This is a genomic window from Spirochaeta thermophila DSM 6578, assembly GCF_000184345.1.
Taxonomy (GTDB): Bacteria; Spirochaetota; Spirochaetia; order Winmispirales; family Winmispiraceae; genus Winmispira; species Winmispira thermophila.
This window is the reverse complement of sequence record NC_017583.1, coordinates 559,698-585,367: the sequence shown is the minus strand read 5'-3', so window position 1 is coordinate 585,367 and position 25,670 is coordinate 559,698. Positions and strand designations below refer to the sequence as shown.

Annotated in this window: 21 protein-coding genes and 3 pseudogenes; 5 read left to right on the top strand and 19 right to left on the bottom strand. The window is 60.9% G+C overall.

The window, feature by feature from the left end; genetic code table 11:
* Positions 1-27: 27 nt before the first annotated feature.
* From SPITH_RS02470 to SPITH_RS02420, 11 genes are all read right to left on the bottom strand, one after another.
* Positions 28-1,380 carry a lyase family protein gene (locus tag SPITH_RS02470; protein WP_014624166.1) on the bottom strand — a complete coding sequence of 451 codons (1,353 nt, stop codon included), beginning with the start codon at positions 1,378-1,380 and terminating at the stop codon, positions 28-30.
* Positions 1,349-2,440 carry a [FeFe] hydrogenase H-cluster radical SAM maturase HydE gene (gene hydE, locus SPITH_RS02465; protein WP_014624165.1) on the bottom strand — a complete coding sequence of 364 codons (1,092 nt, stop codon included), beginning with the start codon at positions 2,438-2,440 and terminating at the stop codon, positions 1,349-1,351. The genes SPITH_RS02470 and hydE overlap by 32 nt, the downstream gene beginning before the upstream one ends.
* Positions 2,441-2,449: 9 nt before the next feature.
* Entirely contained in the window at positions 2,450-3,862 is a 1,413-nt protein-coding gene (gene hydG, locus SPITH_RS02460) for a [FeFe] hydrogenase H-cluster radical SAM maturase HydG (RefSeq protein WP_014624164.1), read from the bottom strand.
* A 19-nt stretch (positions 3,863-3,881) separates the two neighbouring features.
* Positions 3,882-4,133, bottom strand: a complete 252-nt coding sequence (locus tag SPITH_RS02455) for a TM1266 family iron-only hydrogenase system putative regulator (RefSeq protein ID WP_014624163.1) — start codon at positions 4,131-4,133, stop codon at positions 3,882-3,884.
* A gap of 191 nt (positions 4,134-4,324) precedes the next feature.
* Positions 4,325-5,242, bottom strand: a complete 918-nt coding sequence (locus SPITH_RS02450; RefSeq protein WP_014624162.1) for a carbohydrate ABC transporter permease — start codon at positions 5,240-5,242, stop codon at positions 4,325-4,327.
* Positions 5,242-6,147, bottom strand: coding sequence for a carbohydrate ABC transporter permease (locus tag SPITH_RS02445; protein WP_014624161.1), 906 nt, complete (start codon positions 6,145-6,147; stop codon positions 5,242-5,244). The genes SPITH_RS02450 and SPITH_RS02445 overlap by 1 nt, the downstream gene beginning before the upstream one ends.
* 63 nt (positions 6,148-6,210) lie before the next feature.
* A complete protein-coding gene (locus SPITH_RS02440) occupies positions 6,211-7,488 on the bottom strand; it encodes an extracellular solute-binding protein (RefSeq protein ID WP_014624160.1) in 1,278 nt (425 codons plus the stop codon).
* 266 nt (positions 7,489-7,754) lie between these two features.
* Positions 7,755-8,765, bottom strand: coding sequence for a histone deacetylase family protein (locus SPITH_RS02435; protein WP_014624159.1), 1,011 nt, complete (start codon positions 8,763-8,765; stop codon positions 7,755-7,757).
* The gene (locus tag SPITH_RS02430) at positions 8,752-9,201 is read right to left on the bottom strand and encodes a secondary thiamine-phosphate synthase enzyme YjbQ (protein ID WP_014624158.1); all 450 of its coding nucleotides are present in this window, start codon (positions 9,199-9,201) and stop codon (positions 8,752-8,754) included. The genes SPITH_RS02435 and SPITH_RS02430 overlap by 14 nt, the downstream gene beginning before the upstream one ends.
* Before the next feature lie 21 nt (positions 9,202-9,222).
* The gene (locus tag SPITH_RS02425; protein ID WP_014624157.1) at positions 9,223-10,125 is read right to left on the bottom strand and encodes an ROK family protein; all 903 of its coding nucleotides are present in this window, start codon (positions 10,123-10,125) and stop codon (positions 9,223-9,225) included.
* Between the two features lie 80 nt (positions 10,126-10,205).
* Positions 10,206-11,972: a M24 family metallopeptidase gene (locus SPITH_RS02420; RefSeq protein ID WP_014624156.1), complete on the bottom strand. Its 1,767-nt coding sequence runs from the start codon at positions 11,970-11,972 to the stop codon at positions 10,206-10,208.
* Positions 11,973-12,142: 170 nt separating this feature from the next.
* On the opposite strand from SPITH_RS02420, the gene SPITH_RS02415 reads away from it, so the two are divergent.
* The gene (locus SPITH_RS02415; RefSeq protein WP_014624155.1) at positions 12,143-14,611 is read left to right on the top strand and encodes a glycoside hydrolase family 94 protein; all 2,469 of its coding nucleotides are present in this window, start codon (positions 12,143-12,145) and stop codon (positions 14,609-14,611) included.
* Between the two features lie 123 nt (positions 14,612-14,734).
* Here SPITH_RS02415 and SPITH_RS02410 read toward each other — a convergent pair.
* From SPITH_RS02410 to SPITH_RS02385, 6 genes and pseudogenes are all read right to left on the bottom strand, one after another.
* A pseudogene (locus SPITH_RS02410) lies at positions 14,735-15,001 on the bottom strand (transposase); the annotation flags it as partial.
* Between the two features lie 57 nt (positions 15,002-15,058).
* A protein-coding gene (locus SPITH_RS02405) for an IS3 family transposase (RefSeq protein WP_014624154.1) occupies positions 15,059-16,214 on the bottom strand; the annotation gives its coding sequence in 2 pieces (ribosomal slippage) (positions 15,059-15,959 and positions 15,958-16,214; 1,158 coding nt in all).
* Between the two features lie 65 nt (positions 16,215-16,279).
* Positions 16,280-16,510 (bottom strand): annotated as a pseudogene (locus tag SPITH_RS12365) (transposase); the annotation flags it as partial.
* 84 nt (positions 16,511-16,594) lie between these two features.
* Positions 16,595-16,888, bottom strand: coding sequence for a hypothetical protein (locus SPITH_RS12360; RefSeq protein ID WP_245523429.1), 294 nt, complete (start codon positions 16,886-16,888; stop codon positions 16,595-16,597).
* Between the two features lie 64 nt (positions 16,889-16,952).
* Entirely contained in the window at positions 16,953-17,666 is a 714-nt protein-coding gene (locus SPITH_RS12265) for a methyl-accepting chemotaxis protein (RefSeq protein WP_041623980.1), read from the bottom strand.
* A gap of 276 nt (positions 17,667-17,942) precedes the next feature.
* Positions 17,943-19,265, bottom strand: a complete 1,323-nt coding sequence (locus SPITH_RS02385; RefSeq protein ID WP_014624153.1) for a transposase — start codon at positions 19,263-19,265, stop codon at positions 17,943-17,945.
* 201 nt (positions 19,266-19,466) lie between these two features.
* Between SPITH_RS02385 and SPITH_RS02380 the strand changes: the two are divergent.
* The 4 genes and pseudogenes from SPITH_RS02380 to SPITH_RS02365 form a co-directional block, all read left to right on the top strand.
* Positions 19,467-20,636, top strand: a pseudogene (locus tag SPITH_RS02380) (IS256 family transposase); the annotation flags it as partial.
* 126 nt (positions 20,637-20,762) lie between these two features.
* Positions 20,763-21,590 (top strand): DeoR/GlpR family DNA-binding transcription regulator, encoded by an 828-nt coding sequence (locus SPITH_RS02375; protein ID WP_014624151.1) that lies wholly within the window; start codon positions 20,763-20,765, stop codon positions 21,588-21,590.
* Between the two features lie 219 nt (positions 21,591-21,809).
* Entirely contained in the window at positions 21,810-22,832 is a 1,023-nt protein-coding gene (locus SPITH_RS02370; RefSeq protein WP_014624150.1) for a phosphoribosylaminoimidazolesuccinocarboxamide synthase, read from the top strand.
* Entirely contained in the window at positions 22,829-23,821 is a 993-nt protein-coding gene (locus SPITH_RS02365; RefSeq protein WP_014624149.1) for an L-threonylcarbamoyladenylate synthase, read from the top strand. Before SPITH_RS02370 ends, SPITH_RS02365 begins: the two co-directional genes overlap by 4 nt.
* A gap of 62 nt (positions 23,822-23,883) precedes the next feature.
* Here the strand turns inward: SPITH_RS02365 and ribH are convergent, their stop codons facing one another.
* The gene (gene ribH, locus SPITH_RS02360; RefSeq protein ID WP_014624148.1) at positions 23,884-24,354 is read right to left on the bottom strand and encodes a 6,7-dimethyl-8-ribityllumazine synthase; all 471 of its coding nucleotides are present in this window, start codon (positions 24,352-24,354) and stop codon (positions 23,884-23,886) included.
* Positions 24,351-25,649 (bottom strand): bifunctional 3,4-dihydroxy-2-butanone-4-phosphate synthase/GTP cyclohydrolase II, encoded by a 1,299-nt coding sequence (locus tag SPITH_RS02355; RefSeq protein WP_014624147.1) that lies wholly within the window; start codon positions 25,647-25,649, stop codon positions 24,351-24,353. Before SPITH_RS02355 ends, ribH begins: the two co-directional genes overlap by 4 nt.
* Between the last annotated feature and the right edge of the window lie 21 nt (positions 25,650-25,670).

The window sequence follows — 25,670 nt, the reverse complement described above, 5'->3', positions numbered from 1 at the left end:
GTTCGTGCGAGGTGGATCCCCGTCCCCTCACCGCACCCTCCTCACGAACGAGGTGGCCCGGCCGGGATCGAGGGCCGCCCGCACCTCGGCCTCCTGGAGACCGGTGTGGCGCACCACACACGCCACGAGCTCATCCACGCTCGAGAACGGCTCGGGGTGGAGACGATAGAGCTCTTTCACCCCATGGTACCCGAGGAGGGGGAGAAGGGCGTTGAGCAGGGTGTGCGAGGCGAGGAGGTGGGCATGGATCCGCTCCTCCCGCACCTCGAGGGCAGGGAGGAGCTTCTCGGTGAGGGTCTCAAGCGCCGTCCCCACCATGCTGAAGGCCTGGAGGAGGTGGTGGAGGATGAAGGGGAGGTAGGGGTTGAGCTGGAGCTGTCCGGCCTGACAGAGGGTGCTCACCGCATCGCAGGCGTGCTGGGCGCTGAAGGCGAGGCCCCGGGAATACTCCAGGAACACGGGATTGGTCTTGGCCGCCATGATGGTACTCCCTGCCTGGACCTCGGGATGCCCGAGCTCCCCCAGGAACGAGGAGGTGTAGAGGAGGAGGTCGCCGGTGAGCTTTGAGAGGTTCTCCGCCACCTGGCGTATCCCGTGGGCGAGCTCCGACCACTTGTCCTGGTGGGCCACCTCGTCCGGCAGGTTCTGGCTCCGGGCCAGGGGAAGGCCGGTGATCCGCCTGAGGGCCTCCTCTGCGGCAAACACCACCATGGCCGGGGCGGGGAATCCGGTACCCACCGCCGTGCCGCCGAGAGGGACGGTCCGTATGCGCTCCTTTATCTTGTGGAGCCGCCACCTGTCGCGTTCGAACATCCCAGCCCACGAGCCAAAGACCTGGCCCAGGGTGATGGGGAGGGCGTCCTGGAGCTCGGTCCGCCCCACCATGAGGATCTGGGCGTACCGGCCTTCCCGCTCGGCGAGGGCCGCCTGAAGCCGGATCACCTGCTGCTCCAGGCCGAGGAGCCTCCGGTAGAGCACGATGGTGACCGCAGTGGGGAAGGTGTCGTTGGTGGACTGGTAGCGGTTCACGTCATCCAGAGGGTCAACCCGCTCAGGGCACCTCTCTTCCTCGAGGATCTCATTGGTCAGGTTCGCGATCACCTCGTTCACGTTCATGTTGATGCTCGTACCCGCCCCGCCCTGAAACAGGGGAAGGGGGAACTGGTCGTCGAGGCCTCCGGACTTCACCTCCTCCACCGCACGGGAGAGGGCCTTCCACACCAGAGGGTACCAGCGCCGTTCCACCTCCTGGATGGCAGAGAGGACCGCCTGCTTTACCTCTGCGCAGGCGAGGATGAGCTCCCGGGGGAGGCGTCCCTCTCCGAAGTTCCTCACCGCCTTTTCGGTCTCAGGCCCTGTGTACCGTCTCTTCTGCTCCATGTTGCCTCCAGAGGTACTGACGTGACGTCCCCTTCTCCCAGTCGATTCTCTTCCCCACCGTGGCCACCCGCATGGTGAGGCACCCCACGCAGTGAAATCCATCCTCATCGAGGCAGATCTTCCCCGGATAGAGGAGGTAGTCCTTCTTGTGCTGCACAGGGGTGATGTTGGGCATGAGGACGTTCCCGCCTGAAGCGAGCATCCGCTCCCTCCCATCTGGTTCGAGACTGCCGGCCGCCGTGGTGCCGGGGAGGTTCGCACCTGGAAGGAGGAGGCGCAGGATGGCGACCGCCCTGATGGTGCGATCGAGCGGGATCTGGGGTGCATCTGCGAGCGGGGTCTCCGGATGGGGGATGAAAGGCCCTATGCCCACCATGTCGAGGTCGAGACGCCGGCAGAGTAGGAGGTTCTCCACCATGGTCTCGTCGGTCTCGCCAGGAAGCCCCACCATAAACCCGGAGCCCACCTCGTATCCCAGTTCCCTCAGGTACACGAGTCCCTCGATCCGCCGCTCGAGCGCCACTCCTCTGAGCCTCAGGTGGAGATCAGGGTCTGCGGTCTCGAACCGCATGAGGTACCGGTCGGCCCCGGCCTCACGGAGAAGTCGGTACTCCTCCCTGGTCATGAGCCCGCAGCTCAGGGTCACCGCAGCCTCACCACGCGTCTGTTCTTTTATCCGCTCCACCAGGCGTGCGAGCCTCCCGGCAGGCCAGGCAGGATCCTCACCGCTCTGGAGCACGAAAGTCCGAAACCCGCGGGCAAAGGCCGTCCTCACCACCTGGAGGATCACCTCTTCATCGAGCCGGTACCGGTGGACGTTCCGGTTGCTCCTGCGGATCCCGCAGTAGAGGCAGTCCATACGACAGTAGTTCGAAAACTCGAGCAATCCCCGCAGGTACACACCATCTCCGTACACGGTGCGGCAGACCCGATCGGCCCTGGACACGAGGTCCTCGAGCGGCATGCGCCACCACTCCTCTATCGTGCGGCGACAGTGGGCCTCGTCCTCAGGAGCAAAGAGCCGAGCCTCTGCAACCGCCGGAGCCTCCACCTTCCTCATCTTCCCTCCTCACAGGTACACGTCGCGCTCGCCCTGCGCCACCCTCGCGAGCCCCTCCCAGGTGTGCTCCTTCCGATGCTCAGGGACCTCTTCCCTCACGAGCCGCTCTATGAGGGCGTCCCCCCGCCTTCGCACATCCTCGGAAGCGAAGTCCTCCAGGTACTCCTTGAAGGTAAAGAGGGCGTTCGGCAGACAGAAGGCCTTGATGAGGCCGGGCTTCGCGAGGTCCATGAAATCCACGCCCACACGCCCCTTGCGGTAGCAGCCCGTACAGAACGAAGGGATGTAGCCCTGATCGATGAGACACGAGATCACCTCCTCCAGCGAACGGTGATCGCCCAGGGAGAACTGGGCACCAGAGTCGGGATGATCATGGTCGTCGTACGCACCCGGATTCGTGCGGGAACCGGCGGATATCTGGCTCACCCCGTAGTGGAAGAGTTCGTTGCGCAACTCCTCCCGCTCCCTGGTGGTAAGGATGATGCCCGTATAGGGGAGCGAGAGCCGGATGACCGCCACGAGCTTCTTGAAGTCCTCGTCGCTCACGGGGTGGGGCGGACTGGTGGACAGCGGGGCCCCCTCTGCTGGTTCGATGCGCGGAACGCTCACGGTGTGCGGACCACAGCCGAAGGTCTCCTCCAGGTGCCGGGCGTGCTCGAGCAGGGCGAGCACCTCGAAGCGGTAGTCGGCGAGGCCGAAGAGCGCGCCTATCCCCACGTCGTCGATCCCCGCCTCCATGGCCCTGTCCATCACCAGGAGCCGCCACTCGTAGTCTGACTTTGGTCCCGAAGGGTGGTACTTCCGGTAGAGGACAGGATCGTAAGTCTCCTGGAAACAGGTGTAGGTCCCGATGTGCTCGGCCTTGAGGCGCCTGAACCCTTCCACGTCGAGCGGCGCGATCTCCACGTTGATGCGACGGATGTTGTGTGCCCCCACCCTCACCCGGTAGGCGGCCCTGAGACCCTCGATGAAGTAGTCGAGCGGGCTCTCCTCGGACTCACCGGTGAGCATGAGGAGGCGCTTATGGCCCTGTCTGAGGAGCGCAGTCACCTCGTGTTCCACCTCGGGAATGGAGAGCACCACCCGTTTGAGGCGCGTGTTGGCCTTCCTGAACCCGCAGTAGACGCAGTTGTTGTCGCACGCATTGGCGATGTAGAGCGGGGCGAAGAGCACGAGCCTCCTGCCGTAGATCTCCTGTTTCACGATACGGGCGGCCTCCATCATCATCCGTATGCCCTCGTGGTCCTCCACCAGGAGGAGCTCCGCCGCCTCCCTCTGTGAGAGCCCTTTGAGGAGCAAGGCCTTGTTGAGGATCTCCTGGAGCCGCGATCTGGTGGGCGGCTTTTCCTGAAGCATGGAGTAGAGCTTGTCCCTGTCTATAAAGACCTTTTCCACCAGGGATGGGGATTTAACCGGGTTCATACGCACCTCCGGGACGCTCCTATTCCCGGAAGTCTGTGAGGTGGGACTTCACCTTGAGACCTGGAATCCTCCCGAGCTTTCCGGTGAACGCCCCCAGCTCATCGGTGCTTCCCTCCACGATGAGGGCGATGACGTGCACCCCCTTCTCGCGCAACGGGAGCCCCATCCGCCCGAGAATGAGGGAGGCGTACTCCGAGAGGAGGGTGTTCACCCGTTGGATGTGGGAGCGATCGTGGATGAGCAAGGACACGACACCGAGACGCCTCTCCATCAGGAACCCCTCTGGATCAGTACCTCACAGACTCCTCGAGAAGACGCCGCACCGTACCGGCCGGGGCCTTCTCCCAGAGAACAGGTATACACGACTCTAACAAATGAATAACAAAATGTCAATATTTTTTTACCAAATGAAATCACGATATGCCCTCATCCCACCTTCGGACAGGATGAGGGCGGCTCTCTTCACTTTCCCACCGACCCCATGCTTATCCCTTCCATGAGATAGCGGTAGAATGCGACGAACAGGACGATCGTGGGCAGGGTAGCCACGAAGGCACCGGCCATGAGCACCCCTATGCCCCGGTAGGGGTCACCCCATCCCGCCGCGAACCGTATCAAGGCGATGGGAAGGGTGAGCTTCTCCGGGGAATTGAGGACCAGGAGGGGCCACAGGAAGCTGTTCCATGAACCGATGAAGGTCATCAAGGAGAGCACGAGGAGCGCAGGCCGGACGAAGGGGACCACCACATAGACCATGAACCTGAGCCTGGAACACCCATCGATCCATGCCGCATCCTCCAGGTCCCTGGAAAGCCCCAGCATGTACTGGCGGAGCATGAAGACCCCGAAGGTACCTCCGAGACCCGGGACTATCAGCGCCGAGAAGGAGTCCATCATACCCAGGATGTGCACCATGAAGTAGTGGGGCACCAGGAAGAGAATACCGGGAAAGGCCAGAACCGCCACATAGGCCCAGAAGATCGTCTTCTTCCCCCGGAACTCGAGGCGGGAGAGCGCATACGCCGCAGGTACGGAGATCACCAGGGTCGCCACGATGGAGAGCACCGCCACGACGATGGAGTTCCTTATCCCCTCGAGCACACTGATGCCACTCGCGGGAGCGAAGAGCATCCGGTAGTTGTTCAGGGTGGCCTGCTCCGGAATCCAGGTCGGGGCCTTCTCGGCCACAGCCGCCAGGGAATCCTTCACCGAGGTCACGAACATCCATATCACCGGAGAGAACCACACGAGACAAAAGATCCATACCAGTATGGACTTGAGCCATATCCACCCCTTCTTCTTGAGACCTCTTCTGTAGCTCTTCACAGGTAGACGCCCCGACTCCTGCACCCCCTCCACAGATCGTATCTCGTATCTCATCATCCCTCCTCCGCACTCTTTATGGATCTCGTGAGAATGTAGAGATGGATCAGTGCGAACGCCAATACCACCGCGAAGATATACCACGATATGGCGGCCGCCCGTCCCAGGGCCTGCACATTGATCGCCGTGGAGTAGAGGTAGTAGACCATCGTCCTGGTGGACCCTGCAGGTCCTCCACCGGTGAAGAAGTACACCTGATCGAAGAGGCCGAAGGCGAGGAGCACCTGTCTCACCACGTCGAAAAAGAGCACGTTTCTCATCCAGGGGAGTGTGACATGAAAGAACCTGAGGAGCGGCCCTGCCCCGTCGAGCTCGGCCGCCTCGTACTGTTCCTTCGGTATCCTGCGGAGGGCACCCAGGTAGAGGAGGACGCTGAATCCCACTATCCACCAGACGGTCACGAAGATGATGATCGCCCACGCCCTCACCGGGTCCTCGAACCAGGAGAGGGGTCTGTCGATGAGTCCAAGCTTCTGCAAGTAGTAGTTCGCGAGCCCCCCGGAATGTGAGGCGAATATCCACCTCCAGGTCGTGAGTATCCCCACGGACCCGAAAAAGGTGGGCGAGACGAGGGCCACCAGGATCCAGAGTTTTCCGTATATCCGTTGATTGAGGAGGCTGGCGAACAGGAGCCCCACGATCATCACCAAGGGAACGCTTATCAGGGCGAATACCACCGTGTTCTTCACCGCGAGCCAGAACTTGTCGTCCTTTATGATCCTCTCGAAGTTCCCCAGGCCGATATAGGCTTTCTTTCCGAGAAGGCTCCAGTTGTAGAAGCTTATCCCTGCATTGATCACCAGAGGAACCAGCATGAAGACCAGAAACAGCACGAGATGAGGAAGCATGAACCCCCACGCGCTCAACTCCCGTTGCAGTGCGTATCGCGTCTTTGTGGTCATGAAACACCTCGCCTACGGTTTTGAAAAGCAGGGGGGAGAGCCCCCCTGCAGCACCTGCCGGGATCACTTGGTTGCCCAGTAGTCGTCTATACGGGTCTGCGCGGCCTCGGCCGCCTCGGCCATGGCCTCTTCAGGCGTGAGCTCCTTGGTGAAGAGCGCGGCCTCCAGATACATGGCGATGTCGTCGAGCATCTCGGACACATAGGGGAACATCTGGAAAGTCCTCACGTATTTCACCTGCTGCGCCACGGTCCAGATGTGGGGGAGACGCTCCTTGAGTTCCTTTCCTTCGGCGATGGAGATCCTCGCCGGTGTCTGACCGGCTGCATACCAGTCGAGGGCATGATCCCAGAGGAATTTCACCCATCGCATGGCGGCATCTTTCTTCTTGGGATCCTGGAGCATCACGTCGACGAGGGCGATGACATGGGACCCTCCGAACACGGCCTTCGTGTTCCCGAGCTGGGGAGCAACTGCATAGCCGAAGTTCTCTCCCAGAAGGTCCTTCCAGGGATTGATGGTCCAGATGCCGGTGATGAGAACCGAAGACTCACCGGACTCGAAGGCCGGACCGGGATCGATGGTCCCCGAGGGGATGAGCCCTTTCGCCTGGAGGTCGAGGAGGAAGTGGAGCACCTCGGCCCCGGCCTTCTGGAACGCGGGGGCCTTGAAATCCGGGGTGAGCAGCTCTCCCCCGAACTGCCAGAGGAGATGGCACCATATCCACGCCCAGTTGAAGTTCTCATAGTACGGAGTCACGCCCTCTGGGGTGACCTTACGCAGGGCCTCAAGCGCCTTCACGAACTCCTCCCTGGTGTAGGGGGGCTTCTCCGGATCCAGGCCTGCCTTCCTGAAATTTTCCTTATTGTAGGCCATGTAGAAGATCCACACATCCAGGGGTATACCGACGATCTTCCCGTCGCGTTCGAGTCCGGAGAGGAGATTCGGATAGATGTCGTCGGGATCTATCCCCGCCGCCTCGAGTTCCTCCCTGGTGAAGCCCGTGAAGTAATCAAGATAGAGAGGCATATCGAATTTCCTGATGAAGAGGACCTCGGGAGCGGTCTTGGTGGCGATGCTGGTGGACAGCTTCTGCTTGTATTCGGAAGAGGCGCCCACCACCAGGTGTGTCACTTCCACATCCGGGTTCTGTTCGTTGAACGCCTGGATGATCTTGTCCATGTACGAGCCGTCCGCTCCGGAAAGCGGCGTCATGAATACGATCTGCGTCTTACCACCAGCCGCCGCTCCGCCTTCGGCCGGCTTCTGTCCCTGGGCGGCGAGTCCCATCGAGACGATGAACACCACGCATGCCGCCAGGACTGTTCTGAGGGAGTTCATACCCTACCTCCTCGAAAAATGTTTTTAAGAACCACACTCGTACAGTGTGGCCGTGTCGCACCATTGATTCGCCCTCCACCATGTATGCCCATACCAACAAATATATCAATATATATCATATTTTTCAGAATTAACGAAATTATAGGGCAGGTTTTCCATCCTGTCAAGTTTTTTGTGGACAGGATGTTCTATCATGACGGCTGTTGTTTTAAATGAATGATATTGAGCAACAGTTGTGATACTCTATGGTTTACGAGGAGGCCGGATCAGCCCTCCAGGAAGACCCACCTGAGGAACCGGGAGAAAGGTTCCCAGGCATGAGGGCCGTATCCTCCTGCCATGAGGAAGGAGGCGGGCACCCCGCGATCCTGTAAAAAGCGCCACACGAGCAGGTCGCGGGCGAACATCTGGTCGAGGGAGAGGGAAAGCTCCGAAGCAGAGGGAAGGGTGTCCTTTTCGTAGGGATCGGCCCCCCAGACCACCACTACCAGGTCGGGCTCCGGGAGGAGGTCGGCAAGCCCGGCAAGGCCCTCTTCGAGCAGGGAGGTGTAGCGATCTTCTTTCCCGGCGTGCACAGGGATATCGACCGTACTGGGGATGTGGGAGGGATGAGGGCTTCCATCGGGGAGGGTCGGGGGAAGCGAGAGCGGCCAGCCACCTGCCATGTGGATGCTCAAGGTGGCGATCGAGGGATCGTCCTGCGTGAGGGCGGCGGTACCGTCCCCCTTGTGTGCATCCACGTCCACCACCCATGCGCGCTCGATACGGCCCTCGGCCACCAGTCGTCTGAGTGCGATCACCACGTCGTTGATCACGCAAAACCCATGGCCAAAGGAAGCATGGGCGTGGTGGTACCCTCCCGCACACGAGAAGGCATACCCTGCCTCGAGGGCCCGGAGACAGGCGAGGTATGTGCAGGAGGCGCCCAGGAGCACCCGGTCGAGGAGCTCAGAAAGGGGCCTTCTCGCACGCGCAGGGTCATACCGGACGTATCCTCCCCTCTCATCGACCAGCTCGTAGGCCTCGAGAAGGCGACGCTCGAGTCCGGAAGAGAAGAGGTCCTCCACGTAGGAGGGCGTGTGTACCCTGAGGAGGTCCTCCCGGCCGATGAGAGGCTCTTCCACCACACGCACGAGCCTCCCCGTATCCACCCCGGCATGAGCGAGAGAGGCGAGCACCTGCGCTGTGCGATCATCATCTATGGGGATGAGGATGCCGAACTCCTCGAACGAGACCTCCACGGCAGGACGGAAGATGAGGGCCTCATCGGCTGCCATGCCCATCCCCCAGAGGAAGCACGGTCACGACCACCCGCCGCTCGGCCCGCGGCCCGTCGAACTCGCAGAGAAAGATGTTCTGCCAGGTGGAAAGACCGAGCTTTCCCCCAATTATGGGGATAGTCTCCGAAGGACCCACCAGGCCCGACTTGAGGTGCGCATCGCCGTTGCCGTCCTGCCTGTCGTGGCGCCACACACCCCGGGGGATGAGCCTCCTGAGCAGGTCGAGGGCATCCTCCTGCACCGAGTCGTCCCAGTTCTCCTGTATCATGATCCCGGCCGTGGCCCCCTGTACGTACACATTGCAGAGCCCACTCTGCACCCCACTCCGTGCCACCACGGCCTCCACCTCCCGGGTGATATCGATGAGCTCTTCCCGTCTGTGCGTCGAAAGCGTGATCACTGACTGGATGCCCTGTGCATCCCTCTCTGCCATACCATTCCTCCCGTCACTATCTCACCGCGTGTGGGCCCCCCGGTCTCCTGCCCGTGCTGCCAGCACGAGCGCCCCGACGATGCCCGCCCGCTGTCCCAGGCCGGGCGGAACCACGTAGTCGTCCACCTGCTCGGTGATCGCAGGATGCCCCACGTACCCGGCCAGGAGACGCAGGAGCTCGGAGCGAACCAGAGGGAAGAGATGCCCCTGCTGCATCACCCCGCCCCCGAGGATGACCCGCTCGGGAGAGACCGCGAGGACCAGGTTCATCACCCCCTGCGCCAGGTAGAAGGCCTCCATGCGCCAGGCCTGATGATCCTGTGGTAGATCCTCCCCCCGCATACTCCACCGCTCGGCGAGGGCAGGACCGGAGGCCATCCCCTCGAGACAGTCGCGGTGGAACGGACACCGCCCTCCGTACGTATCATCTGGGTGGCGGCGCACGAGGATGTGGCCCGCCTCGGGATGGACCAGGCCGTGTACCGGCCTGCCGTCCACCACTACCCCTGCGCCGATCCCTGTCCCCACAGTGATGTAGACCACACTGGACAGCCCCCGAGCTGCTCCATAGGAGAGTTCGCCCAGGGCTGCGGCATTCACATCGGTGTCAAACCCCACCGGCACTCCCAACTCCTCCTGGAAGACCCCCGCCACCCGTGTATCCCGCCAGCCTGGCTTGGGCGTGGTGGTGATGTATCCCCACGTGGGGGAATCCTCCCTCACGTCCACCGGTCCGAAGCTCCCTATACCCAGGGCCGCAAGCCGGCCGTGCCGGGCCTCCATCTCCCTGAAGAACGAGAGGGCGCGGGCGATCGTCTCCTTCGGCGTGGTGGTGGGAAACCTCGCCTCCTCAGCAATCCGATCGGGCGAAGGTCCCAGCGCACACACCCACTTCGTCCCCCCGGCCTCAATGCCGCCGAGCATGGATCATACACCTCCTTCGAGCACGCAGGACTCCTGTCTCAGTCGTGATCATAGCAGGAACGGCCGCGATCCACCATCCCTCAGAGAGACCGGCACCGGGCCTCGAGCCACCGTGCATCCTCCCCATCGAGCGCCGATCCAAGGACCTCCCACACCATCCGGTGGTAGTCGTCGAGCCAGGCGAGCTCCTCATGGGTGAGGAGCTCCCTCACGATGAGCGAACGTTCGAACGGGAAGAGGGTCAGCGGCCTGAAGCCAAGGAACCTGCCGAACTCGTTCTGCTCGCGCCCCTCCACCCACACGAGGTTTTCCAGCCTGACCCCCCACTTACCGGGGCGGTACACCCCGGGCTCTATCGAGAGCACCATACCCTCATCCAGGGGGAAGGCCTTTCCATCCGGCCTGAAGGATATGGGGCCTTCATGCACGCACAGCACGTGGCCTACCCCGTGCCCGGTCCCATGCCCATAGCCCAATCCATGGCGGGCGAGGACTCCTCTGGCGAGCACATCCAGGTGGAACCCCGAGAGCCCTGCGGGAAAGGCCGTGGAGGCAAGGGCGATGTGGGCCTTGAGCACGAGGGTGTAGTCACGCCGCTGCTCCTCGGTGGGCGTGCCCTTGCAGAAGACCCGTGTGATGTCGGTAGAGCCCCACCGGTAGTGCGCGCCGCTGTCCACAAGAAGCAGCCCATCCCCCTCCACCCGCGCCGGCACACCCCTCGCCGGATTGTAGTGCACCACCGCGCCGTTCGGCCCAAACCCCACGATAGGGGCGAAGCTCTCGCAGATGAACCCCTCCTCCGCCTTCCGTTCCTCCGCGAGCCTTCCCGCCAGCTCCCGCTCCGTGTACACCCTCCCCTGCTCCCACTCCCCCTCAAGCCACCGCACGAACCGCACCAGTGCCCTCCCATCCCACACCATCGCCCCCTCGAACCCCTCCCGCTCCGCCCTCGTCTTCCGCACCTTCATCCCCGCAACCGGCGAGCCTGCCTCCACCACCTCCCCCTGCACCCAGTCCCACACCACCGCAGGCACCCGCTCCGGATCCAGCCACACCCGCCGCCACACCCCCCTGACCGCCTCCTCCACCTCCCCGTACCCCCTCACCCCCCACCCATCCCGCTCCAGCGCCGCCCTCACCTCAGGCCCCACCGCCCCCTCCTGCAGGAACACCCACCCCTCCTCCTTCCCCACCAGCGCATACCCCAGCGCCACCGGGTTGTACGCCACATCCCCACCCCGTATGTTGCACAGCCAGCACACCTCATCGAGCCCTGCGAGGAACACCCAATCCGCCTCCATCCGTTCAAGCTCCTCCCTCACCCTCCGCAGCTTCTCCCTCCTGCTCATCCCCACCCTCGCCTCGGGCACCAGCCACACAGGCTCAGCAGGGAGAGGCGGCCTTCCCTTCCACACCCTCCCTGCGAGGTCCACACTCCTCACCCTCACCCCCGCCTCCCCACACACCCACCGCAGCCGGTCCACCACCCCCTTTGCCCACACCCTCCCGTCGAACCCCACCACACCCCCCTCACCCACCTCCTGCGCCACCCACTCCCCCCACCACGGTACCCCTGCAGTCCCCTCGCGAAACAACTCGATCCCCGTGCCCTCGAGCACCGCCTCGGCCTCGAGGAAGTACCGGCTGTCGGTCCAGAGCCCCACCCGATCCTGCGTCACCACCAGCACCCCCGCCGATCCCTCGAACCCCGAGAAGTACGACCGCACCTTCCAATGCTCGGGCGGATACTCGCTCAGGTGCGGATCGGCATCGTGGACCACATACCCCGCAAGGCCCTCCTCCCGCATCACCTCACGCAACCGGGCAAGCCGCTCTCTCACCTCCATACACACCTCCTCTTCCCCTATCGGCACACCTCCCCACACGCTCCAGCCTTCTCTGCTCGTCGATTTTTTGCACGCACGTTTATAAACCTCTTTTCACACTTGACAGCACGAGGATTTTCCTCTATCGTGTTGGTTGACGTGTGAAATAAACTCAATAGAGCGAGGCGCACATGAAATTCGGAGACTTCGACGACGCACGGAAAGAGTACGTCATCACCACTCCCCGGACCCCCTATCCCTGGATCAACTACCTCGGCCAGGAGGCCTTCTTTTCCCTTGTCTCCAACTTTGCAGGCGGCTACTCGTTCTACCGAGACGCCCGCTTTCGGAGGATCACCCGGTATCGATACAACAACGTACCCACCGATGAGGGATCCCGTTTCTTCTATATAAAGGACGGCACCACCATCTGGTCGCCCGCCTGGAAACCGGCCCGCACCCCCCTCGATCGGTACGAGTGCCGTCACGGCATGGGCTACACCATCATCACCGGCGAGAAGGAGGGGGTAGAGGTCCGCATCAGGTTCTTCGTGCCTCGAGGCGTGCACGCAGAGCTCCAGGATGTGGTCATCACCAACAAAGGACACCGGCCCAAAGACCTCACCTTCTACGCGGGTCTCGAGTGGTGCCTCTGGAACGCCCTCGACGATTTCACCAATTTCCAGCGCAACTTCTCCACCGGCGAGGTGGAGATCGCCGACTCGGTCATCTATCACAAGACCGAGTACCGGGAACGGCGCAACCACTACGCCTTCTACGCGAGCACCACACCCCACAGCGGCTTCGACTCCGACAGGGAGACCTTCTTCGGCCTCTACAACGGGTTTCAGGACTCCAGGGCCGTGCTCGAAGGAACCACCTACCAGTCCGTGGCCGACGGGTGGGCACCCATTGCGGTACACCGCTTCGACCTCCATCTCGAACCGGGAGAATCGCGCTCCCTCACCCTCATCCTCGGCTACGTGGAGAATCCCGATGACGAGAAGTGGGAGGCGCCCGGCATCATCAACAAGAAGCCTGCCCGCGCCATCATCGACCGCTTCTCGAAGAAGGAAGAGGTGGACCGGGCCTTTGCCGACCTCAAGGCCTATTGGGACGACCTGCTCGGCCGCTTTGTCCTCACCCACAAAGAGGAAAAGCTCATGCGACAGGTCAACATCTGGAACCAGTACCAGTGTATCGTCACCTACCACATGGCCCGGAGCGCCTCGTACTTCGAGTCGGGTATCGGCCGGGGCATCGGCTTCAGGGACACCAACCAGGACATCCTCGGCTCCATGCACCAGATACCGGCCCTCGCCCGCCAACGCATCCTGGACGTGGCAGCCACCCAGATGGAAGACGGAGGGTGCTACCATCAGTACCAGCCCCTCACCAAACGCGGCAACAACGACATAGGCGGCGACTTCAACGACGACCCGCTCTGGCTCATCCTCTCCACCGCCGCCTACATCAAGGAGACAGGCGATTGGTCCATCCTCGACGAACAGGTGCCCTTTGACCACGACCCGGCCATGGCCGCCCCGCTCCTCGAACACCTGCGCCGGTCCTTCTACCACGTGGTCAACAACCTCGGCCCCCATGGCCTCCCCCTCATAGGCCGCGCTGACTGGAACGACTGTCTCAACCTCAACTGCTTCTCCACCAACCCCGACGAATCCTTCCAGACCGCTGACAACAAGAAGGGTCGCACCGCCGAGTCTGTCTTCATCGCCGGCCTCTTCGTGTACGCCGGAAGGGACTACGTGGAGATCTGTCGGAGACAAGGGCTCGAGGAGGAGGCGAACCAGGCAGAACAGCACATCCAGAACATGATCAGGACCGTCGAAGAGCACGGATGGGACGGCGAGTGGTACCTCAGGGCCTACGACTACTATGGAAGAAAGGTGGGAAGTAAGGACTGTGAGGAAGGCAAGATCTTCATCGAGCCTCAGGGCATGTGCGGCATGGCCGAAATCGGTAAGGACAAAGGGTATCCCATCAAGGCCCTCGACTCGGTGAAGAAGCACCTCGACACGAAGTACGGCATCGTGCTCCAGCAGCCTGCGTACAGCAGGTACTACGTGGAGCTCGGCGAGATCTCGAGCTATCCTCCCGGCTACAAGGAGAACGCGGGCATCTTCTGCCACAACAACCCCTGGGTGATGATCGCCGAGGCAAAGGCCGGACGAGGGTCCCGTGCCTGGGAGTACTACCGCAAGATCGCACCTGCGTACCTGGAAGACATCAGCGAGATCCACCGAACCGAGCCCTATGTGTACGCCCAGATGATCGCAGGCAAGGATGCCCGGAGACACGGCGAGGCGAAAAACTCATGGCTCACGGGCACCGCAGCCTGGAACTTCGTGGCCATAAGCCAGTGGATCCTCGGCATTAGGCCTGAGTTCGACGGCCTGGTGATCGACCCCTGCATCCCCGCGGAGTGGGAGGGCTACACCGTGAAGCGGATCTACCGCGGGGCGACCTACGAGATCACCGTGGAGAACCCCTCACACGTAGAGAAGGGCGTGGCCCGCCTCTTCATCGACGGCAGGGAAGTCCCCGTGAACGAGCACCGAGGCCCCACCGAGACAGGGGTCATCCTTCCACTCGCGCCAGAGGGTACCACAGTGAAGGTGAGAGCCGTACTCGGCTCATAGCAACCTCCTCATGTAAGGGGGCGGGGCTCCTCCCGCCCCCTTATATTTGTAAGAGTAGCCGAGATCAATAAACAAACACCGACTAGTCAACAACCAGACTCATCACTACAAATATTAAGGTGATTATCTATTATCTGCCACCTGAGAGTATTCTCTAAGCACATCCAGCAGAAGCTCGAATAGATCCTCCTCCCTATGATTATACCGCCACTCCAATTCTTTCAAGTAGAGCGGAAAACGTTCTACACTCACCCCGTGATGCTGGAGCAGCCGCCCTTTCGCATAACTCCAAAACCCCTCTATCCCGTTAATGTACACCTTCCCATTCGCAAACCTCCTCCCATGATCAATCCGTTTGTGTGTGAATCCATAGCTCACAAGCCCATTGTACTGCGCCCATTAAGTCAAGACAAAAAGGGTAGGGAGAAATGGTAGTACCTAAAGGGGTCATGCGACCTCCTCTCCTTGCATCTGCGCCCAAAGGGCCTCATATTCCTCGGGGCTCCTGTACCCTAGCGCACTGTGGACATAGTGCCGGTTGTACTCCTCCGCCCATCCCCTCACCGCCTCCTCCAGCTCCCCCACGTGCTCCCACTCCCGCAGCCACAACAGCTCCTCCTTCATCGTCCGTATCATCCGCTCCGTGTCCGCATTCCCCTTCGGATTGTTGTAGCTCGTGAACACCTGTTCGATCCCCAATACCTCCATCGCCTTCATGAACGACCGGCTCAACGGTTGGCTCCCGTTGTCACTCACCAGCCGAAGCCCTCTCCCCCTCACCCCCTCGGGAAACTCCCGCTCCACCGCCATCTCCATCGCCGCACACCACTCCTCACTCCTCCCCCTCACCGACACCTTCCACCCCACCAGCTTCTTCGTGTACCAGTCAAGTACGATCACGAGATAGACCCATCCTATCCCTTTCACCAGCACCTTCGTCATGTCGATCCCCCACCACTCCCTCGGTCTCCTCGCCACCGGCTTCCCTCGCCCACTCCCACGTCTCGCTTTCTTCTTCTCCCGTCTACACATAAGCCCCGCACCCTTCATAAGTCCTCTCACCCGCTTCTCGCTCACCTCCTCCCCCTCCCGCCTCCTCAACCACCACGCCACCCGCCTGTACCCCCAGTACGGATGCTCCCCCACAAGATCCCTGATCTTCTCCATAAGCCGCCCATCGTCCCTCTCCTTCTCCTCCCGCTTCTTCCCCACCTTCTGCCCCCTTTTCCTCCTCGCATAGTACCGGCTCCGACTCACGCCAAACGCCTCACACGCATCCTTCACCCGGTACCCTTCCCCCACCAGCCGCTCCACCGCCTCTATCTCCCCAACAGCTCCTTCGTTTTTTTAGTATCTCGATCTGGATCGCCTGCTTCGCTATGATCTTCTCAAGCTGCTCTATCTTCGCTCGATAGGTGTCCTTCTCCTTCCTGCCGTCTGCAAGGGCTCTCGTGCCCCCTTCCAGAAACCTGTCCCGCCATCGGTAGTACATCGTCTGGCTGATCTGGTGTTCCCGGCAGATCTCGGCGATCTGCCGTTCGCCTCGGAGTCCTTCCAGGACGATCGCAAGTTTCTCTTCAGTGGTCCATGTCCGCTTCTTCATCTGCGTCCTCCTCCCTTATTCCAGTCTTACCTCTACCATTTCTCCGTGTCCACTCCTACGGGACGCAGTATACCATCATAGCTCTTGTATCTATCCGTATACACCAGGGAGCCTCGCTTCACCTTCTTCACTGCCAGGCGAAGAAGATCCTCCGCCCTCACTCCTTCCACCACTTCCACCTGGACCTTCCCTCCCCTCTCAAGAATCCCAAACACCGGCACCTTCCCCTCTGCTCCCCTCCCACGCTTCCCTCTTCTCCTTCCACCGAAATAACTCTCATCCATTTCCACTTCTCCTCCTAAAAGCCTTTTCCCCTCCTTCTGTGCCCTCACCCAGATCGCTTCCCTGAACAACGTGTAGAGCCGCAATGTCACCTCATATCACATCCCTAGCTGCAAGGCTGCCTGATGGGCGGTAAGCTCCATCTCAAAGAGTTTCATCGCCCAGAGGATCTTCTCCCAGGAGAGCTTCATCCCCTCGAAGATGCTCCCTCGTCGTATGCTCCACTCTTTCCTGCACTGGTAGCACTTGTACTTCTCTCGTCTCACCTCGCCTATATGCTCACTTCCACAGAAGGAACACCGGGTGTACGTGACGAGGAGTCTTTTCTCTCTTAGATAGGAGACCGTTTTCTCTCTATCGCTTGCAAGTGTTGAAAGGCTTACGACGTCCATATCCGTGCCACCTCTCTCTTCGGTATTATACCACATTATACCACAGGTGGCTCAAAAATGGTAATCACCTTTCGTTTATAGCACTAACAAGGTGCTCTAGAGCTGCTACTATTTGTTTCACCTTATCACTACTGGAAACCGACAATTTCCTGATCTCCCCTGCCACTACAGCAAAGCCCCTTCCATAATCACCGGCATGAGCAGCCTCGATGGCTGCATTCATGGCCAGTAAATTGGTCTGTTCACTGATCTCTGAAATAAGCTCCATCATGACTTTTATGCTTTCTATTTGCCTAGAAAGCAACTCAAATGTTTTTCTCGCCTTATCGACAACCACTTCCCCTTCATGTGCCCGTACCATGAGAGCCCCCACTTTCTGATAGCCTTTATCGATCACAGAAGAGACTTCTTTTATGCCCCCAACCACCTCTTCCAAGATAGAAGAGCTCTCCACCAGTGCATCAGTTTGAATACCTGCCAGCTCATTGAGTTTCTCTACATTTTCCTCAATGTATCCCAATGAATCTATTGTCACCGAATATTGCTCATTCAGATTTACCGTCTTCCCATCAACTTTCTCGATTTTTCCCTCGATCTCTGTAAGAGATCCTGAAATCCCGGCTACATGCCTTTCCAATACCTCCAGACTCCGCAACTGAGCAACCGATTCGGCAAGTAATCCATTTACTCTTGTACGAGCTCTTTCAGTTGCGGGAATCTGAGACCTGAAATCATTGAACACCTTTTCCAGAAGACCGTGGAACAAGGAGAGGAGCACTCCTGTCAATCCGAATACTATGGGAGGCTTTTGCGCTGTACTGCTTTTTTAGTAACCCAACGGGAATCCTGGGCAACAACGCTCTGTAATGTCTGCTTAGGGTGTCAACGTTACCGTATTCTCATCCGGAATAGTACTCAGAACGGTACACTATGCACGATGGTTCACTCGCGTTCTCTCCAGCACGGCGGTTCTGTATCCGAACCGGACACACCTTCCCTCAGGATTCCTCAAGGGAACGTGGATACGGGGGATCGGTTTCGGTAAGACCGCTCGTTAGGCCGCAGGCCTGATCAGGGAGCGCATCTGGTTTGGCTGGTTCTCTCGCACTCGTCCCAGGGCAAGGGCACTCATGACAGAAAACACCAGCGTGAGGTGAACCGACAGTTTCTCCTGCCCCCGGATCGTGTGGAGTTCCAGGCTAAAGCTTCGATCCAGCCGGCTGTGGATCCGCTCCAAGGCCGTTCGCTTGGCATACTCCCGCTTCCACCGATACGAAGACCGGGCGAGAGGCGTGAAGACTCTGCGGTCCGTGGAGAGGGGGATCCGAATACAGGAGGCCAAGGGACAGGAGGCTTTGCCTGCACACTCATACCCATAGTGCACCGCAGGACAGCCGTACTTCAACGTGCCCCGCTTCTCTTCAAATCCCCGGTAGGCCATCTCCCGCTGCGTCCCCGTGGCCATACAGACACAACTCACCGTCCCTTGGTAGTCATACACCACATTTCTTGTCCCCGGGACCAGCCTGGTCTGTTCTCCATCTTTCCACAGGTTGCGAATATCGATGACCGGTTTGATCCGGTGCTCGTGCCACAACAGATCTATCAACGTGCCATCATCATAGCCCCGGTCGGCCGTGAACACTTCCGCCGCCTTGAGTATATGCGGCCTATGGCGATCCAGGGACCGAATCAGCTTTCGCATCACCGGCACCTCGTGCTTTGAGGCCCGACTCACCGTAAAGGCCACCGGCAGTTCATACGCTGTATCCGCAAGGAGGTGCACCGTAAACCCGAACCATTTCTTTACCGACTTCTGCACCTCCCCCCGTTCATTCTGATACACATACTCATGACACCCCCAGTCCGCATCGTGCTCCCCTCGCCGGTCTCCGGCACCCTTCCCCCTTCGACGGGCAACGCTTGCTATCCCCTTCCCATCGGCTCCCAGCCGCCGCCCAAATCCAGGCAGCTCCCGGTAGCACTGATCCACCAGGCTGGTAAACACCCTTACCAGTGCTTCCCGGATACTCCGCTTCCTCAAGGTGGAAAGAAACCGGCTGTACGCGCTGGCACTGGGTACCGCATCGCTTCCCCGGGTAGGATCAAATCCACACAGGTCCCTCAGTTGCCCGTTCCGCAAGAGCTCCCGGCGTAGCTGCTCGATGCTCGGGTGCTGAAACACTATCCCCGCAACGAGCGAGTTCCACATCGCCCGTACCGGATATTCATTCCGGCCTCTCCCTCGCCTCTGTTCCAGCTGCTGCATCAGTTCCTCATCCGGCAGGTTCTCCAACACCAGCCGAAGCCGATGTAAATCCCCCAATGCTTCTACATCGTGCCAGCAAAAAAGTGATTTCTGTGCTATACTTGCCATGGGCCCCTCCGTCGGTTTTCTGCTACCATGATTCTATCATGGAAAAACCCGGGGGCCCTCTTTTTTGGGGTCAATTTTTCAACTCCGACCTCGTTTTCCCCTTACTATCGCACCGTTGGACCGCTTTTTTGGGGTAAAATAAATCCCCACCCGCTTGTAATGTCTTTACCTATCGTTGCGTGAAAACAGCGCAAAAGGCTCGAGGTACGCGAGAACGTGCTCCAGACGTACAAGAGTTACCTGGAGCACCTCCTTGAGGCACTGAGAGACGAAATAGTGGGAAGAAAGCGATATGCCCGCGGAGGACGGGAGGAGGGAGCCTCCTACCGGTACGGCTACAGGAAGTGGAAGACAGTCCAGATCCCATGGGGAACCCTTACTGAGGCACGAGTGCCGCGCATCCGCACCAGCTGCGGGAAAGAGGTGAGGCTGGTGACCTATGAGCACAGGCTCAAGGCCCTCACCGAAGAGCTTCTCCTCGGGTATGTAGGAGGGATGAGTGCCCGAAGGTGGACCATGCTCCTGCGAGAGCTGGGGATAGGAGAGGCACATCCACAGACACTCCTTAGGCTCATCAAAGGTCTTCGCGAGGAGAAGGAGCGGTGGCGGAGGAGGCCCCTCAGCGGGGTGAAGGCGCTCGTGCTGGATGGGGTGTGGGGAAGGCTGAGGGGAAAAGGGAGGAGGGGGCTGGTGATCTTGAGTGCCGTGGGGGTGAAGGAGGACGGGTCTCATGAGCTCCTCGACTGGGTCGTTGCGGAGCAGGAGGACCGGGCGAGCTACGAGCGACTCCTTACCAGGCTCTATGAGCGAGGGCTTGAGGAGGTGGAACTGGTGGTGGCCGACGAGGCAGAGGGGATCTGGCAGGCGGTGGAGACCGTGTATCCTGAGGCGAAGAAGCAGGTATGCCTCTGGCACCTGCAATGCACCCTTGAGCAGAAGCTTCTGCAGGATATGGGGGACCAGAAGGGGAAGAAGGCTCACCTCCAGGAGGAGAGGCGAGCCTTTCGGACTGAGTACTGGAGGCTCTTTGAGGCAGGAGGGAAGGAGGAGGCAGAGGAAGCGTTCGAGGCATTCGTGAAGAAGTGGGCGACGAAGGCCCCCCGGATGACGGCTGCTCTCCTGTGGCGGAGGGAACGAGTCTTCTCCTATCTGGAGTTACCCTATGAGTGGAAGGAGAAGGTGAGGACGAGCAACCTTGCGGAGAACATGTTTCGACACATGAGGAGCTTTCTGCGGAGGTATCCTGGGTATATGAGCCGTGCCCATGCGGATGAGGTGGTAGGCCTCTACGTGGTGGGCATGCAGGTGATACAAGAGGTGGGGAGACGCACCCCTTATCAACTCCAGCTCAATTTCAACACTCCCCATTGACAGTCCCGCCTGCCGGTGATCGTTGACGTAACAACAAGCACCTCGTAGAATAACACAACAGAGGGATACGAATCGAAAGATCGTTTGACCTCTCTTCCACTAACTAACGTAAGGGAGTGAAAGTCTATGCTGGCAGAGGAGCGGCGTCGGAAGATATTGGAACTCATAAGGGAAAACGGAAGTGTCAAGGTAAGCGAACTGGGCAAGCTCTTCCGAGTGAGTGAACCAACGATCCGGCAGGATCTATACAAACTGGAGAAGTCAGGCGCAGTGGTCCGCTGTCACGGGGGTGCCTACCTGAAAACCCTCCCTGAGAGTGTGCAGACGCTTTCCCTCGAACACAAAGAGAATATGGAACTCAAGGCCCGCATCGGGAGGAAGGCCGCCGAATTCGTGGAACCGAATTCCACCATCATCCTGGACTCCGGGACGACGGTGACAGAGCTGGCGAAGAATATCATACATATCCAAGGGCTCCGTGTGATCACCAATGCCTTGAATATTGCACTTCTTCTCGGAGTGGAGCCCACTATCGAGATCCATATGACGGGTGGAGAGTTCAAGCGCCCGACCCTCTCCCTCACGGGAGAGAAGGCTGCTTCCTTCTTCGACAACATGCATGCCGACAGGCTCTTTCTTGCGGCCGCGGGGGTTTCTCTGAGGGAGGGACTCACCTATCCCGGAATCAGTGATCTTCCTGTGAAACGGGCGATGATAGAATCATCGGACGAGGTGTTTCTCCTGGTGGATTCCACAAAGATACATAAACATGCCTTCGCCGCCATCAATGTACTCGATCAGATAGATTACCTCATCACGGACGAGGGAATTTCGGAAAAAGATCGATCCGAATTCGAAAAACTGGGAATCAAGGTGATCATCGCAGAATCCGACGATCCTTCCTCACGTTCCGGCATGGGCTCCGGGGGAGGCTCTCTCTTCCCGTCGACATGATCTGTGAGGAGGGATTTCATGGGGCGAAGCGTCCCCTCTGGCTCATACCCGGTGCCTTGGAGTGAGGGGCCATCCGTCAGGGGGAGAGTCCGCACGATCGGCACGTCAGAAGACGCATCATAAGATCGAGAGCCGCCTGCTCCCCTCCTGTGCATACTTATGCTGTACATCTCCGTATATTTATGCTATACACTCCGTACCTCATCGAAAGGAGACGTCATGGGGAGCGTGAAGGATCTCGAGGTGGTGAAAGCGCCGAGCGACCGGGAGCCGGGAGAAGGCCGGTTCAGGTTCTCGGACAGGTACTCGGTCTTCGATTGGGGCAAGATGCCGGACGACATCGCCCACAAGGGGGCTGCGATCTGTATCGCCACGGCCTACTTCTTCGAGCGTCTCGCCGAAGAGGGGATCCCCTCCCACTATCTGGGTGTGGTGGAGGACGGGAGGGTGGTGCGTCTCTCCGAGGCGAGGGGGCCGGTGAGGGAGCTCGCCTGCCGACTCTTTCGGGTGGTGCGGCCGTCCCGCAGGAACGGCGAGTACGACTACGGGATCTTCGCCGGGCTTTCCGGCAACTTCCTCATCCCGCTCGAGGTGATCTACCGGAACAGCCTCCCGCCGGGATCTTCGCTGTTCAGGCGGCTCGCCTCGGGGGCGCTCACGCACGAGGATCTGGGGCTCGCCGGCCCGCCTGAGCCGGGGATGCGGCTCGATCCTCCCATGCTTGATGTGTCGACCAAGCTCGAGGAGACCGACCGCTACCTCTCGTGGGAGGAGGCGCAGCGGATCGCAGGGCTCTCGGAGGAGGAGGTGGCAGCGCTCAAGGAACGCACGCGCTTCCTGGATAGGCTCATCACAGAGGAGACGAGAAGGCTGGGGCTCGATCACGAGGATGGCAAGGTCGAGTACGCCTTCGACGAGGGGAGGCGGCTCGTCCTGGTGGATGCCCTGGGGACCCTGGACGAGTGTCGCTTCACCTACCGGGGGATCCCGGTGAGCAAGGAGGTGGCGCGGATTTTCTATCGCAGGACGGAGTGGTACCGGCGGGTGGAGGAGGCGAAGAAGGAGGACAGGGTCCACTGGAAGGAGCGGGTGGGTATGGAGCCGCCGCCGCTCCCTCGGGAGTTCGCCCAGGCGATCTCGGAGATGTACATGGCCTATGCGAACGAGCTGACGGGGAGGGAGTGGTTCAAGGTGAGGCCGCTTTCCGAGGTGCTCCGCGTGATAAGGGAGTTCGTAGGGTGAAAGAGACGAGGGTGGTGCCCGCCACGGATGAAACGATAGAGGAGGCGGCGCGCCTCCTGCGCGAGGGCGAGGCGGTGGCCTTTCCCACCGAGACGGTCTACGGGCTCGGGGCGAATGCCCTGGATGCGGTTGCGGTGGCGAGGATCTTCGAGATAAAGGAGCGGCCGCTCTTCGATCCGCTCATCGTCCACATCTCGGGTGAGGAGATGGTGGGAGAGGTGGTGAGGGAGGTGCCCGATCTTGCCAGGACGCTCATGGCGCGGTTCTGGCCGGGCCCGCTCACGCTGGTGTTGCCGAAGGGGGAGCGGGTGCCGGGGATCGTGACCGCAGGGCTCCCCACGGTGGGGGTGCGGATGCCGGCGCATCCTGTGGCGCGGAGGCTCATAGAGAAGGCGGAGGTCCCGATCGCCGCGCCGAGCGCGAATCGTTTCGGGTCGCTGAGTCCCACGAGGGCGGGGCACGTGGCGGGTCAGCTCGGGGGGAGGGTGGCGTTGGTGCTGGACGGGGGGGCGTGCGAGGTGGGGGTGGAGTCGACGGTGGTGCGGGTGGAGGGCGGGCAGGTGCGGGTGCTCCGGCCGGGCGGGGTGCCGGTGGAGGCGCTGGAGGAGGCGGTGGGCCGGGGTGCGGTGGTGGTGGGGGGACCGGAGCGGGAAGGGGCGCAGGAGGCGCCGGGGATGCTGCCCTGGCACTATGCGCCTTCGGTGCCGGTGGTGGTGCTGGAGGGGGGAGCGATGCCGGGGGCCGAGGAGGCGCGCGAGGCGGGACTGCTGGCGTTCAGGGGCGCGCCGGAGGAGCCTGCGTTCCGGGCGGTGGAGGTGCTCTCGCCGCGAGGGGATCTGCAGGAAGCGGCGGCGGGTCTGTTCGAGGGGCTGCACCGGCTGGAAGAGGCGGGGGTGGCGCGGATCTATGCGGAAGCGGTGCCGGAGGTGGGGTTGGGACGGGCGGTGATGGACCGGCTCAGGAAGGCGGCGAAGCGGCGTCCCTCCTAGCCGCCTCGCCTTTGCTCCACCGGACGGTCGCCACTACGAGACCACCCGACACACCCGGGGGATCACAGCTGGGAGAAGAGGTTGGCCATTTCTATGGCGCTCACGGCGGCGTCCCATCCCTTGTTTCCCGACTTGGTGCCCGCACGCTCGACGGCCTGCTCGATCGTGTCGGTGGTGAGGACTCCGAAGATCACGGGCAGCCCGGTCTCGAGGCCTGCGAGGGCCACGCCTTTGGCGACCTCGGCCGCCACGTAGTCGAAGTGGGGGGTGGCGCCCCTGATCACCGCACCGAGGCAGATCACGGCATGATACTTCCCCGAGGCGGCGAGCCGCTTGGCGGTGAGTGGGATCTCGAACGAGCCCGGCACCCACACGAGATCCACCTGTGCAGGGTCCACATCATGTCGAACCAGGGCGTCCATCGCCCCTTCGATGAGCTTGGTGGTGATGAACTCGTTGAACCTGCTCGCCACGATGGCGAACGAGAGTCCCTTTCCTATGAGTCTCCCTTCCACGATCTTCCCTGGATTCATCGTTCCTCCTCGTGTGGGTCTCCTCCGCTCCGTACGTTCCCCTGATGAAGCGATTCGGACGAACCGCCCTTTTCCTGCACCACAGCCAGGAGGTGACCCATCTTTATTTTTTTCGTCTCGAGATAGTATTCGTTGCGCGGATTCGGCGGCACCTCGATGGGTTCCCTTTTCGTCACCGTGAGGCCGTATCCCGAAAGGCCCGCGATCTTCTTGGGATTGTTGGTCATGAGGCGGATCGAAGAGAGGCCCAGATCGACGAGGATCTGCGCTCCGATCCCGTAGTCCCGCAGATCGGGCGGGAACCCGAGGGCGATGTTCGCCTGCACGGTGTCATGACCCTGGTCCTGGAGGGCGTAGGCCTTGATTTTGTTGGCGAGGCCTATGCCCCTCCCCTCCTGACGCATGTAGAGGAGCACACCCAGGCCTTCCTTCTCTATGCGCTCGAGTGCGGCCGCGAGCTGTTGCCCGCAGTCGCACCGGAGAGAACCGAGCGTATCTCCCGTGAGGCATTCGGAGTGGACCCGCACGAGGACATCCTTCTTGCCTGCGACGTCCCCTTTCACCAGGGCCAGGTGCGTCTCCCCCGTGAGCACTTCGGTGTAGGCGATGGCACGGAACTCGCCCCACTTCGTGGGGAGGAAGGCCTCGGCCTCTCTTCGGACCAGTTTCTCCTGCCTCCTCCGGTAGTCGATGAGCTGGGCGATGCTTATGAGCTTGAGACCGTGTCTCCTGCAGTACTCCACGAGGTCGGGAAGCCGGGCCATGGAGCCGTCGTCCTTCATAATCTCGCAGATGACACCGGCAGGATAGAGCCCCGCGAGCCGGGCGAGATCCACGGCCGCCTCGGTGTGCCCGGCGCGCCGCAGCACCCCGCCGGGTTTGGCCCGGAGCGGGAAGACGTGTCCGGGGCGGCGGAAGTCCTCCGGTCTCGCCTCGGGATCCACGAGCTTCCGCGTGGTGAGGGCCCTGTCATGGGCGGAGATCCCCGTGCCTGTGCCCACTGCATCGACAGACACGGTGAAGGCCGTCTCCAGGGTGTCCTCGTTCTCCGGCGTCATGGGCTCGAGATCGAGCTCCTTGGCCCGCTCCTCGGTGATGGCCACACAGATGAGGCCCCGGGCCTCCTTGGCCATGAAGTTCACGAGCTCGGGGGTGATCTTTTCGGCCGCCACGATCACGTCACCCTCGTTCTCCCGCTCCTCATCGTCGACCACCACGAGAGGGCGGCCCGCCCGGAATTCCTCTATGGCCTCCTCGATCGAGGCGAATATGTCATGCGTCTCTTCACTCGCCATGTTCGTCCCTCACTCCTCGTT